General features: G+C 72.0%; 14 protein-coding genes. 13 read left to right on the top strand and 1 reads right to left on the bottom strand.

Features of this window, described 5'->3' with window-relative positions:
• Positions 1–25: 25 nt before the first annotated feature.
• Positions 26–1,105, bottom strand: coding sequence for a hypothetical protein (locus DEJ02_RS01745; RefSeq protein ID WP_111031790.1), 1,080 nt, complete (start codon positions 1,103–1,105; stop codon positions 26–28).
• A gap of 128 nt (positions 1,106–1,233) precedes the next feature.
• On the opposite strand from DEJ02_RS01745, the gene DEJ02_RS01740 reads away from it, so the two are divergent.
• The 13 genes from DEJ02_RS01740 (at position 1,234) to csrA (ending at position 11,937) form a co-directional block, all read left to right on the top strand.
• The gene (locus DEJ02_RS01740) at positions 1,234–1,530 is read left to right on the top strand and encodes a flagellar FlbD family protein (RefSeq protein ID WP_111031789.1); all 297 of its coding nucleotides are present in this window, start codon (positions 1,234–1,236) and stop codon (positions 1,528–1,530) included.
• A 1-nt stretch (position 1,531) separates the two neighbouring features.
• A complete protein-coding gene (locus DEJ02_RS01735; protein WP_111031788.1) occupies positions 1,532–2,365 on the top strand; it encodes a motility protein A in 834 nt (277 codons plus the stop codon).
• A gap of 2 nt (positions 2,366–2,367) precedes the next feature.
• Complete coding sequence (locus tag DEJ02_RS01730; RefSeq protein WP_111031787.1) at positions 2,368–3,297, top strand: flagellar motor protein MotB; 930 nt, start codon at positions 2,368–2,370, stop codon at positions 3,295–3,297.
• A 141-nt stretch (positions 3,298–3,438) separates the two neighbouring features.
• A complete protein-coding gene (locus DEJ02_RS01725) occupies positions 3,439–4,317 on the top strand; it encodes a flagellar motor switch protein FliM (protein WP_084740413.1) in 879 nt (292 codons plus the stop codon).
• On the top strand, positions 4,317–5,021 hold the full coding sequence (gene fliN, locus DEJ02_RS01720; protein WP_111022848.1) for a flagellar motor switch protein FliN: 705 nt from the start codon (positions 4,317–4,319) through the stop codon (positions 5,019–5,021). Before DEJ02_RS01725 ends, fliN begins: the two co-directional genes overlap by 1 nt.
• A 7-nt stretch (positions 5,022–5,028) precedes the next feature.
• Positions 5,029–5,589: a flagellar biosynthetic protein FliO gene (locus tag DEJ02_RS01715; RefSeq protein ID WP_111031786.1), complete on the top strand. Its 561-nt coding sequence runs from the start codon at positions 5,029–5,031 to the stop codon at positions 5,587–5,589.
• Positions 5,586–6,422 (top strand): flagellar type III secretion system pore protein FliP, encoded by an 837-nt coding sequence (gene fliP / locus DEJ02_RS01710; protein WP_110859880.1) that lies wholly within the window; start codon positions 5,586–5,588, stop codon positions 6,420–6,422. Before DEJ02_RS01715 ends, fliP begins: the two co-directional genes overlap by 4 nt.
• A 9-nt stretch (positions 6,423–6,431) precedes the next feature.
• The gene (locus DEJ02_RS01705; protein WP_027465541.1) at positions 6,432–6,707 is read left to right on the top strand and encodes a flagellar biosynthetic protein FliQ; all 276 of its coding nucleotides are present in this window, start codon (positions 6,432–6,434) and stop codon (positions 6,705–6,707) included.
• Positions 6,707–7,465, top strand: coding sequence for a flagellar biosynthetic protein FliR (locus DEJ02_RS01700; RefSeq protein WP_111031785.1), 759 nt, complete (start codon positions 6,707–6,709; stop codon positions 7,463–7,465). The genes DEJ02_RS01705 and DEJ02_RS01700 overlap by 1 nt, the downstream gene beginning before the upstream one ends.
• A gap of 4 nt (positions 7,466–7,469) precedes the next feature.
• Positions 7,470–8,663: a flagellar biosynthesis protein FlhB gene (locus DEJ02_RS01695; protein WP_111031784.1), complete on the top strand. Its 1,194-nt coding sequence runs from the start codon at positions 7,470–7,472 to the stop codon at positions 8,661–8,663.
• Positions 8,660–10,714, top strand: a complete 2,055-nt coding sequence (locus tag DEJ02_RS01690; RefSeq protein ID WP_111022852.1) for a flagellar biosynthesis protein FlhA — start codon at positions 8,660–8,662, stop codon at positions 10,712–10,714. Before DEJ02_RS01695 ends, DEJ02_RS01690 begins: the two co-directional genes overlap by 4 nt.
• Positions 10,689–11,654 carry a hypothetical protein gene (locus DEJ02_RS01685; RefSeq protein ID WP_111031783.1) on the top strand — a complete coding sequence of 322 codons (966 nt, stop codon included), beginning with the start codon at positions 10,689–10,691 and terminating at the stop codon, positions 11,652–11,654. The genes DEJ02_RS01690 and DEJ02_RS01685 overlap by 26 nt, the downstream gene beginning before the upstream one ends.
• 4 nt (positions 11,655–11,658) lie before the next feature.
• The gene (gene csrA, locus DEJ02_RS01680; protein ID WP_111030047.1) at positions 11,659–11,937 is read left to right on the top strand and encodes a carbon storage regulator CsrA; all 279 of its coding nucleotides are present in this window, start codon (positions 11,659–11,661) and stop codon (positions 11,935–11,937) included.
• The last annotated feature ends 34 nt before the right edge of the window (positions 11,938–11,971 follow it).

Here is an 11,971-nt window from a genome sequence, read left to right as displayed (position 1 = left end):
ATCGGATGCAGCGATTTGCTGGGGATCAGCTGAGACGGCGCCAGACCCCTGCGTTGCCCGGACGCGACCAGGTCTCCGGATCGCCCGTGACGGCCTCGTCCCCGGCTCCCCGGTCGGTGAGCCGGTACGCGGAGTCCGGCGTCCACCCTGCGACGACGCTCGCGCGGCGGCCGTCGACCGGCACGGCGAGCCCGGAAGTGCGGAACCAGCCCGCGACGGTCAGGTGCACGACGTCGTACTCGGTGGCCACCGCGGACCAGTCCGGCAGCACCCAGTCACCCTGCCGTCCGGTCGCCACGGCCCAGTCGTTCCGTCGGGTCGTCCGCGTCACGTCGAGCGGCCAGCGGCGGCACAGCGCAGCCCAGTCGGCGGGACCGTCGACGGTGCACACGCGCGCCATGGCATCGGCGGGCACGGCCGAGACCACGGCGCGTTCCTGCCCGAAGGAGTCCTCGACCGCCCAGAGCGCCAGCGGCCCGGCGGACGGGAATGGCGCTCGCGTGTGCTGCGCGAGCGGCCACGGCGGCGTCGTCCACCACACCCCGCTGGCCACCCCCGGGTTCCCCTCGGCGTCCTCGCGGCGCAGCTTCCGGGACCAGTCGGCGAGCGCCTCTGCCGCTCTCGGACGTCGGGGCTGCTCGTCCTCGTCGAACTCGACGGTCCATGCTCCGCCCTGCGGGTCGAAGAGCCGGCGCACGACCGGGCTCCCGACCGCCCACCGAGCGAGCCGCCGGAGCGCGGCCTGCAGTTCCGTCCGAGCGAGGAGCGCGTCCAGCGCGTCGGGTTGCTGCCACCACAGCGCGCTCTCCGCAGTCGACTCGAGCGCGACCACGACGTCGTCCTCGCCCACGGACGGCAGGGACACCGCCGCGAGTGCGCTCGCCACCGCTGCCAGGTTCGGAGCCGGCTTGGGTTCGACCGCACCACCGATGCCGAAGAGCGTTCGGTCGTCGCCGCGTTCGACGCCGAGGTGGTGCTCCGCCCAGAAGAGCAGGTGGCCGAGCTGCACGGCGGCCGGCTCGTCGGGGTCCTGGACACCGCTGACGAGCTCCAGGCAGAAGCGCCGGCCACGCGGGTGGGCGAGCAGGTCCGAGGCATCGATCACCGAACCAGGCTAGTGACGGCCGCTAACGCACCCGTCGCACGCGCCGATAGTCCTCCGTGCAGGCCCACGGACGGGCCCGCATCCCGCCCCACGGACGGCGGCGGGACGATCGAGAACCAGGACGGGCCATGATCGTCGTCACACGACTGAACGGCAGCGGATTCGCTGTGAACCCCGATCTCGTGGAGCGCATCCAGGAGACGCCGGACACGACGCTCATCATGGTCGACGGTGCGAAGTACATCGTGCGGGAGTCGATGGCCGAGGTCATCGACCTGATCGCCGCGTACCGCGCACGCATCGTCGGCATGGCCTACGGCACCGACCAGGCCCCCCGCACGAACACCGGCCCGCAGCCGACGCTCGCCCCGGTCGCCGCGCTCCGCTCCACGCAGCACGGCCGCGCGCTGGACGGGGGTCGCTGACGTGGACATCGCAACGATCGTCGGCATCCTGCTCGCCTTCGGCGCCCTGTTCGGCATGGTCCAGATGGAGCACGTCGAGCTCGGGGGACTCTTCCTGCCCGCCCCGATGCTGCTCGTGTTCGGTGCCACCATCGGCTGTGGCATCGCCAGCACCACGCTGAAGGACGCGATCGCCAGCTTCAAGGCCGTGCCGAAGGCGTTCACCGGCAAGGTCACCCCGCCGGCGTCGGTCATCGACGACGTCGTCGGGCTCGCCGAGACCGCCCGCGCCAACGGCCTGCTCGCCCTCGAGCAGGAGGCCGACAAGCACGACGACCCGTTCATGAAGAAGGCGCTGCAGAACATCGCGGACGGCACGGACGGCGACGAGCTGCGGATCCTGCTCGAGGACGAGATCGAGTCGAACGCGGCCCCGACCCGGAGCGCGAGCGCGTTCTTTATGGGCCTCGGCGGCTTCGCCCCGACCGTCGGCATCATCGGCACCGTGGTCTCGCTGACCCACGTGCTCGCGAACCTCGGCAAGCCCGACGAGCTCGGACCGCTGATCGCCAGTGCGTTCGTCGCCACCCTGTGGGGCCTGCTGACCGCGAACTTCATGTGGCTGCCGATCGGCGGCAAGCTCCGCAAGCTCGCCCAGCTCGAGTCGGACCGCCAGACGCTCCTGATGGAGGGGCTGCTCGCGGTGCAGGCCGGCAGCCAGCCCCGTCTGCTCGGCGAGCGGCTGAAGGCCATGGTCCCGCCCGCCGCCCGCGCCGACACGGGCGGCAAGGGCGGCAAGGGCGGCAAGGCCGGCAAGAAGGCCGACGCGGCCGACGACCAGCAGCTGGCGGCCTGACCGTGAGCGCCAACCCCCGGGGCCGCGGCCGCGGTCGCGCGAAGAAGTCCCACGACGAGGCCGAGCACCCCGACGAGCGCTGGATGGCGTCGTACATGGACATGATCACGGTGCTGATGTGCATGTTCCTCGTGCTCTTCGCGATGTCCACCGTCGACCAGGAGAAGTACATCCAGCTGAAGCAGTCGCTCGCCACCGGCTTCGGCGAGGTCGACTCGCAGAAGATCGACACCGCGAGCGGCACCGTCGTGACGAAGGACCAGGTCGAGGACGGCTCCGGCTACTCGACGGACAAGTCCCAGGCCGACCACTCGACCGCGTCGTCCGGCACGAAGGACACCAACGTCGACCCCGCGTCGACGGTGGTGCCGACGACGGCGAGCAAGCAGGACCTCGCCGAGGCGAAGCGCGAGCTCGACGACCTGACGAAGCTCGAGCGTGCGATCCAGCGCAACCTGGCGAAGGCGGGCCAGACCGAGAACGTCCAGTTCACCGTGGACGCCCGCGGCCTGATCGTCCGGTTGATCGGCAGCGAGACGTACTTCCGCACGAACAGCGCGGACCTGTCCGACCAGGCGCGGTCGATCATGGACGCCATCGCGCCGGTGCTGAAGACCTCCGCCCACGACGTCAGCGTCGAGGGGCACGCCGACCAGCGGAACTCGACCGCGCCGTACGCCACCAACTGGGAGCTCAGCGCAGCACGGGCGACCGGGGTCCTGCGCGACCTGGTCGAGCGGGGCGGGATGCCCGGCGACCACGTGCAGAGTGTCGGGTTCGGGTCGAGCCGACCGCTGGCGAAGGGCGGCACGGACCGGGACCTCGCCCTGAACCGGCGGGTCGACATCGTGGTCCTGTCGAACGCCGACCAGGACGTCAGCGCCCTCATGCCGGCGCTGGCCAAGGCGCAGGACGGAGCGCAGCAGGGCTGAGACGCAGAGCGCAGCAGGGCTGAGACGCAGCGCAGCGGGGCTGAGACACGCAGCGCGCGGAGCGCACCAGCGCTGCCGCCACCGCCCCACTACGGGGTACAGCACTGACGGGTGCCCCACAGGTGACCGATAGACGCACCCGTGACCGAGACCCTGCCAGCGCCCGAGGTGTACGACTTCGCGCGCCCGTCGACGCTGGCCCGTGAGCACGCCCGGGTCCTCGAGCTCGCCTTCGAGACGTTCGCGCGCCAGTGGGGCACGCAGCTGACGGCGAAGGTCCGCGCGGTCAGCCAGGTCACCTGCGAGCAGGTGGAGATGACGACGTACGACGAGTACGCCGCGTCGCTGCCCGCGCTCACCGGCATGGTGCTGCTGCCGATCACCGGCCTGACCCCGAAGGGCGTGCTGCAGGTCCCGCTCGACGCCGCGCTGACGTGGGTGTCGCACGCGCTGGGCGCCTCGAAGCCGCTCCCGACCCCGGACCGCACCTTCACGCCCATCGAGCAGGCCCTGGTCCGCAAGATCGTCGAGGACGCCCTCGACGACCTCCGCTACTCGTTCGGCGGGCTGCTCGCGCAGGACGTCACGGTCGGCGGGTTCCAGTTCAACAGCCAGTTCGCCCAGGCCGCGCAGAAGGGCGACCTGATGATCGTCGCCTCGTTCTCGATCCGGGTCGGCGACCGCATCGCCCCCGGCACGCTGGCCCTGCCGGCCGAGGCCGTCCTGCCGCAGCTCGGCGAGGCCGCAGCGCACGTGTCGCCCGCCGACGCCCGAGCCCTGCTCGACGCGCAGCTCGAGAGCGTGCCCGTGGGCGTCAGCCTGCGCTTCGCCCCGGCCGCGGTCCTGCCGACGCAGGTCCTGCGGCTCGCTGTCGGCGACGTCCTGCCGCTGCCGCACCCGCAGCACCGGCCCCTCACCATCGCGGTCGACGGCGAACCCGTCGGCACCGCCGCGGTCGGCGCGAACGGCTCGCGCCTCGCCGGCATCGTCGTCACCACCACGAGCACGGAGCAGCACTGATGACCGAAACGACCACCCTCCACACCGCAGCGGCCGAGTCGCTCGCGGCGCAGCTCCCGACGGCCGCCCCCTTGACCGCGGTGCTCCTGCCTGGAGGCGCGACACCGGTCGTGCTCGACGCGGCGACGGACGCCGTGGTCGCCTCGTTCGTCGGCGGCCTGTCGGCCGACCTGGCGCTCGTGCTCACCGACCTCGAGTCGATCACGGCCGCCGGAGGCACCGACCACGGCATCGTGGCCGTCACGGACGTCCTGCGTCCGTCGCTCGAGGCCGCGGCCGGCGTCCTCGGCGTCGGGGTGCTCGGCGAGGCGAACCGCGAGTCGGCCGCGTCGCTGCTGGCCGACCCGGACACCGTCGTGTTCGAACTGACCGCCGGTGGCCTGCCCGCCGGGTGGTTCGGCATCCGGATCCGCGAGAACGGCACGGTGTCGGCGCCCGTCGTGGCGAACCTGCCCGCCGGCAACCTCGGCCGGATCAACAACGTCGAGATGACCCTGACGGTCGAGATCGGCCGCACCCGGATGTCGGTCCGCGACGTGCTCGGCATGGAGCCCGGCGCCGTCGTCGAGCTCGACCGCAGTGCCGGTGCCCCCGCCGACGTCCTGCTGAACGGCCGCCTGATCGCGCACGGCGAGGTCGTCGTCGTCGACCAGGACTACGCGGTCCGGATCACCCGCATCCTCGACGTCGCCGAGACGGTCTGACCCGCACGTGGACACCCTCGTCGTCACCCTCCGCGTCGCGCTCTCGCTCGGCGTCGTGCTCGCCCTCATGTGGGTGCTGCACCGCGCGAGCCGCAAGCGCTTCTCGGGCAAGCCGTCGGGCCGCCGTGCCGCGACCGTCGAGGTCGTCGGTCGGCAGGGCATCGGCGGCAAGGCGAGCGTCGTCGTGGTCGACGTCGAGGGGGAGCGGCTCGTGCTCGGCGTGTCCGAGCACGGGGTCAACCTGCTCACCAGCGGGCAGGCGCCCGCGCCGGAACTCACCATCGTGACCGGACCGGTGGCGCTGCCCGTGCGTCCCGCCCCGTCGGCCGACGCGTTCGGTCGGGAACTCGCGCAGCAGTCGGACGCCACCACGGGCCTCCCGGCAGGCTCGGACGACGTGACCCGGGGGACCGACGCGACCAGCGAAGTCGCGCCCCTGCCGATGCGCCCGCGCAACCGTCGCCCGCAGCGCGCCGTGCCGAGCGCGCAGCAGCTGCAGGGCTCGATCCTTTCGGTGGACACCTGGCGCCAGGCCGCCGCCGCGCTGCGGAACCGGCGGGCCGGGTGACCGTGGCAGGGCCGCACCGGCTGGCACGGTCGGGTCGACTCGTCGCCCTCGTCCTGCTCGGCCTGGCGGTCGTGGCCGGGTTCCTGATGCTCACGACGACCGGTGCGCACGCCGCCGGTGTCGTCGAACCCACCGCCCCGGCGACCCCGACCGCCCCCGCGACCGGTGACTTCAGCGTCAGCGTGAACGGTCCGGACGGCACCCCGTCGTCGGCCGTGGTGACGCTCATCGGCATCACCCTGCTGAGCGTCGCGCCCGCGCTGATGCTCATGATGACGTCGTTCACGAAGATCTTCGTCGTGCTCGCGATGACCCGGAACGCGCTCGGGCTGCAGTCGATCCCGCCGAACCAGGTGATCGCCGGACTGGCACTGTTCCTGTCGCTGTTCGTGATGGCACCGGTGCTCGGGCACATCAACGACGACGCCCTGCAGCCCTACCTGGCCGGGCACCTCGACTTCAACCAGGCCGTCGAGATCGGCACGAAGCCCCTGCGGACCTTCATGCTCCACCAGACCCGCGACGAGGACGTCGCCCTGATCACCCGCGCCGCCGGGCTGGACAACCCGAAGTCGATGGCCGACGTGCCGATGACGACGGTGATCCCGGCGTTCATCATCTCGGAGCTCCGCAGCGCGTTCATCATCGGGTTCGTCATCTTCATCCCGTTCCTGGTGATCGACCTCGTCGTCTCCGCAGCCCTGATGTCGATGGGCATGATGATGCTCCCGCCGGTCATGATCTCGCTGCCGTTCAAGATCCTGCTCTTCGTGCTGGTCGACGGCTGGGGCCTCATCATCACGTCGCTCATCGAGAGCTACCACGTTGTCTAGGGGGCACGCATGAACCAGCAGGCAGTCATCGACCTCGTGCTCCAGGCGCTCCTGGTGTCCGGCAAGCTCGCCGCCCCGGTGCTCATCACCTCGCTCGTCGTCGGCTTCGCGATCTCGCTGTTCCAGTCGGTGACGCAGATCCAGGAGGTCACGCTCTCGTTCGTGCCGAAGGCCGTCGCCGTCGCGATCGCCCTGGTGGTCTGCGGCAACTGGATGATCTCGGAGATGATCGCGTTCACGCACGTCGCCTTCGACATGATCCCGAAGCTGCTCGGGGCCGGTTGATGGAGCTCAGCATCGACGCCGACCGTCTGGAGGCGACCATGCTCGCCGGCGTCCGGCTCGTCGCGTTCTTCGTCATCGCGCCGCCGTTCTCGTACCGGGCGTTCCCCGGCACGGTGAAGGTGATCCTCGGGCTGGGGCTCGCCATCGGCGTCGCCCCGCGTGTCGCCGTCGGCTACGAGTCGCTCGACACGGGGCCGTTCCTGCTCGCCCTGCTCACCCAGCTCGTCGTCGGGCTGTCCCTCGGGTTCCTGGTGTTCCTGGTGTTCGCCGCCGTGCAGTCGGCGGGTGCGCTCATCGACCTGTTCGGCGGGTTCACGCTCGCGCAGGCGTTCGACCCGCAGTCCCAGGTCAACGGCGCCCAGTTCACCCGCCTGTTCCAGATGACCGCGCTCGCGCTGCTCTTCACCTCGGGCGGCTACCAGCTCATCGTCGGCGGTCTGGTGCGGTCGTTCGACGCCGTGCCGCTCACCGGTGCCTTCGCGGTGGACGGGCTCGCGTCGATGCTCGTGACGGCGATGTCGCAGATGTTCCTCGCCACCCTGCAGATCGCCGGACCGCTCGTCGTCGTGCTGTTCCTGGCCGACGTCGGCCTCGGGCTGCTGACCCGCGTGGCACCGGCGCTCAACGCGTTCCAGATGGGCTTCCCGATCAAGATCGGCCTGACCGTCCTGTTCGCCGGCGCGCTCTTCATGGCCCTGCCCTCGGTGGTGTCGTCGCTGACCGGCGATGCCGTCGAGGCGATCACGGGACGGGGGTGACGACGTGTCCGACAGCGGAGAACGTTCCGAACAGGCAACCCAGCAGCGGATGCGCGAGGTCCACGAGAAGGGCCAGATCGGTCGCTCGCAGGACCTCGGCGCGTGGATCGGGATCGCCGTCGCGGCGCTCATGATCCCGGCCGCGATCGGCAACGCCGCGGCCGCCGGGCAGGACCAGCTCCTCGCCGTGCAGCGGGTCATCGAGGACCCCGAGCTCGGTGCCGTGCAGGCCCTGCTCGCCGACGCCCTCGGTTCGATGGGTGCGACCCTCGGCCCGATGCTCGCGGTCGTCGCGGTCGCGGTGCTCGCCGCCGCCGTCACCCAGGGCGGGGTGCACTTCCGCAAGATGACGCCGCAGCCCGACCACTTCGATCCGATCGCCGGACTGAAGCGCGTCTTCGGCACCCAGGCGCTCTGGAACGGTGCGAAGGCGCTGCTCAAGACCGCCGTCGTCGGGCTGGTCCTGTGGTTGGCGGTGCAGGGGCTCATGCCGGTCCTGATGGCGAGCGGCTCGCTGCCCCTGTCGGCCGTGCTCGAGGCCGCCGCCGCCGGATCGGGCACCCTGCTGCGCGCGGCGATCGTCGCCGGGCTCGTCCTCGCAGCCCTCGACGTGTTCGTGGTGATCCGCCGCAACCGGAAGCGCACGATGATGACCAAGCGCGAGGTCAAGGACGAGAACAAGCGGAGCGACGGCGACCCGCTGGTGAAGTCGCAGCGCCGCTCCCGTCAGCTCGCGATGAGCCGCAACCGGATGATCCAGGCCATCGGCACCGCGGACGTCGTGATGACGAACCCGACCCACTACGCCGTCGCGATCAAGTACGAGCCGGGGAAGTCCGCGCCCCGGGTGGTGGCGAAGGGGGCCGGCCCGGTCGCCGACGTCATCCGCGCCCGTGCCGAAGAAGAACGCGTGCCGATCGTCCGCGACGTCCCGCTCACCCGGGCACTGCACGCCGCGTGCGAGCTCGGGCACGAGATCCCCGTCGACCTGTACACCCCGGTGGCCCGCGTCCTGTCCTTCGTGATGGCGCTCAAGGCCCGCGGCACCGCGGCCGGCACGCACGCCCCGCCGCGGCCGACCACCCCGGACGAGGTCGCGAGCGTCATCGACCCCGCCACCCTGACCGGAGACCTCCGCCCCCGCAGGCTCCGCACACCGCGCACCGCAGAGAACCAGACCAAAGGACTCCCCGCATGAACCGCAAGGACCTGCCGAAGCTCGTCGTCCCGGTGTTCATCGTCGGCATCATCCTGCTGCTGATCCTGCCGGTGCCGTCGTTCCTGCTCGACTTCCTGATCATCATCAACATCCTGCTGGCGCTGGTGATCCTGCTCACGACGCTGTTCGTGAAGAAGCCCCTCGACTTCTCGGTGTTCCCGTCCCTGCTGCTCGTCGCGACGCTGTTCCGGCTCGGCCTGAACGTGGCGTCCACCCGGCTGGTGCTCGGCGAGGGCTTCGCCGGTGACGTCATCCAGGCGTTCGGCCACGTCGCCGTCTCCGGGTCGATCATCATCGGCGCGGTCATCTTCCTCATCCTCATCGTCATCCAGTTCGTCGTGGTGACGAAGGGTGCCGAGCGCGTCGCCGAGGTCGGGGCACGCTTCACCCTCGACGCGATGCCGGGCAAGCAGATGGCGATCGACGCCGACCTGAACGCCGGGCTCATCACCGACCAGGAAGCCAAGGAGCGCCGCGCCGCGGTGTCCGCCGAGGCCGACTTCTACGGCGCGATGGACGGTGCGTCGAAGTTCGTCAAGGGCGACGCGATCGCCGGCATCCTGATCATCATCATCAACCTGATCGGCGGCATCGCGATCGGCATGCTGCAGAACGGACTGTCCGTCACCGACGCACTGTCGAAGTACGGCATCCTGACGATCGGTGACGGCCTGGTCACGCAGATCCCGGCGCTGCTCATGGCGGTGTCCACGGGCATGATCGTCACCCGGTCCGGCGCGGAGTCCGAGATGGGGTCCTCGGCCGCGACGCAGCTGTCGCAGTCGCGGAACGCCCTGATGATCGCCGGTGTCGCCGCGATCGCCATGGGGTTCATCCCCGGCATGCCGATCCTGCCCTTCCTGCTCGTCGGCGCGACCCTGCTCTTCACGGGCTGGCGCATCGGCCGGAACGCCGCCCGGGCCGAGGCCGACGCCGCCCAGCAGCAGGCACTCGCGGCCGCCGCACCGACCGGCGACACCCCCGAGGACCTGCTCGAGCAGATGCGCGTGCACGCCCTCGAGATCCTGCTCGCCCCCGATCTGGTCGACATGGTGTCCGGCGCCTCGGACGACCTGCTCGGCCGGGTGCGTGCGCTCCGCCGCAAGATCGCGATCGACATGGGCATCGTCGTCCCGCCGGTCCGCACCCGCGACTCGATCGACCTGCCGCCGTCGACGTACGCCATCCGGATCGCCGGCGTCGAGGCCGGTCGGGGCACCGCGCCCGCCCGCAGCGTCCTGGCGCTCGGCGACCACCTGGACGGCCTGCCCGGCACCTCGACCGTCGAGCCGGTGTTCGGCCTGACCGGCAAGTGGGTGCCTGCCGAACTGCGCCACGCCGCCGAGATGACCGGCGCGACGGTGATCGACCGGGTCTCCGTGCTCGTCACCCACCTGCAGGCGGTCATCGGCGACAACGCCGCGCGCCTGCTCACCCGCGAGGACGTCAAGGTCCTGACCGAGGGCGTCAAGCAGGTCAACCCCGCCGCGGTCGAGGAGCTCGTCCCCGGCATGCTCTCGATGGCCGAGCTGCAGCGGGTGCTGCAGGGCCTGCTCGCCGAGCGCGTGCCGATCAACGACCTCGGCCGGATCTGCGAGGCCCTCACCCTCCGCGCCAAGGTGTCGACCGACCCCGAGGGGCTCGTCGAGTCCGCCCGTGCAGCCCTCGGCCCGGCCCTCGCCGCTCGGCACACGGACGCCGGCACCCTGCGCGTCATCATGATCGACCCGATGCTCGAGCAGTCGATGCTCGAGGGGCTCCGACCCTCCGAGCAGGGCAGCCAGATCGTGCTCGACGCGCACCGCATCGAGCAGGTCCTCGGCTCCGTCCGCGACGCCGTGCGCTCCGTGGAGGACCAGGGGCTCTCCGCCGTCCTGGTCTGCGCCCCGCAGCTCCGCCCGGCCGTGCACCGCATGGTCGCCGCCCAGTCGAACGGGCTCCCGGTGCTGTCGTACCAGGAGGCCACCGCCGCGGGCTCCACCATCGAGACCGTGGGAGTGGTCCGTGCCGCCGACCCGATTGCAGCGTAGCGGCGCCACGCTCGAGTCCGTCCGCGACGCGGTCCGGACCGAGTTCGGCGCGGGTGCGCGGATCGTCGCGGCCGAACGCGTGACCACGCCGGGCTTCGGCGGACTGTTCCGCAAGGCGCACGTCGAGGCCACCGTCGAGGTGCCGGAACCGGGGGACCAGCCCACCGCCCGGGTCGTCATCGCCGACTCGCCCGTGCAGCGCGTCGGCATCGCCGCGCTGCTCGCCGACGCCGAGGCGGCCGAGGCGCGCATCGCCGGCACCGACGGCACCGCGACGACGCGGGCCGACGCCTTCGCGTCGGTGCTCGACGGGTTCCAGGCGGACGGGATCACGCCGAGCGCCCCGCGCCCGACGGGCGCGCCGGCCGTGCCGGACGTGCCCACCGGGGTCGACCCGCGCCTCCAGGCCGCCGTCGACGCGCAGACGGTGGTCGACGCGCAGCCGGTGGCCGTCGCGCAGCCGGTCGTCGAGACCCGGTCGGGAGGCCCGTCCCGCGTTCTCGACGCGTCCTCGCCTGCTCCGGTGGCCCGGTCCACCGCGCCGGCCGTGCGGTCCGCGGACGGCGACCTGGTGCTCCTGGTCGGGCGGCCGAACGACGTCGACGCGGCCGCCGGGCTCTTCGCGGTGCGGCACGCGCTCCGGCCGACGGACGCCGCCGACCGCCGTGCCGCGATCCTCGCGCGGGCCGACGGCGTCCGGGACGGTCACGCCGTGCTCGCCGTCGCCGCGTGGGACGACCGGGCGACCGGCGACGCGCTGCAGGCCGACCAGGTGTGGGTCGTGGTCGACGTCGGGCGGAAGCCGGCGGACTCGGCCGCGATGGTGTCCGCGGTGGCCTCGCGGCTGCCGGTGGTCGGTGTCGTGGCGATCGGTGCGGGGGAGACCGCCACGCCCGGGTCGGTGGACCTGCTGGGGCTCCCCGTCGTGTCGCTAGGCTGAACGGGTGCTGGTACTCACGCGGAAGGTCGGCGAGCGGATCCTCGTCGGCGACGACATCGTCATCACGGTGCTCGACTCCCGGGGCGACGGCGTCCGGATCGGCATCGACGCCCCGCGCGGCGTGAAGATCCAGCGCGAAGAGGTCGTACGTGCGGTCGCCGAGGCGAACGCCGAGGCCGCCGCTGCCGGTGACGACGCCGAGGCGCAGCTGCGCGCGGCGCTCGGGGCGCGTGGCGGGGCTGCCGCGGACGGCTCGACTCCGTCGGAGCCGACCGACTCCTAGCCGTCCGACGCAGCCACGCCCGTCACGGGCGCGG

The organism is Curtobacterium sp. MCLR17_042, assembly GCF_003234695.1.
Taxonomy (GTDB): domain Bacteria; phylum Actinomycetota; class Actinomycetes; order Actinomycetales; family Microbacteriaceae; genus Curtobacterium; species Curtobacterium flaccumfaciens.
Note: the sequence above shows the minus strand (reverse complement) of the source record. Positions and strands in the feature narration are given on the sequence as shown.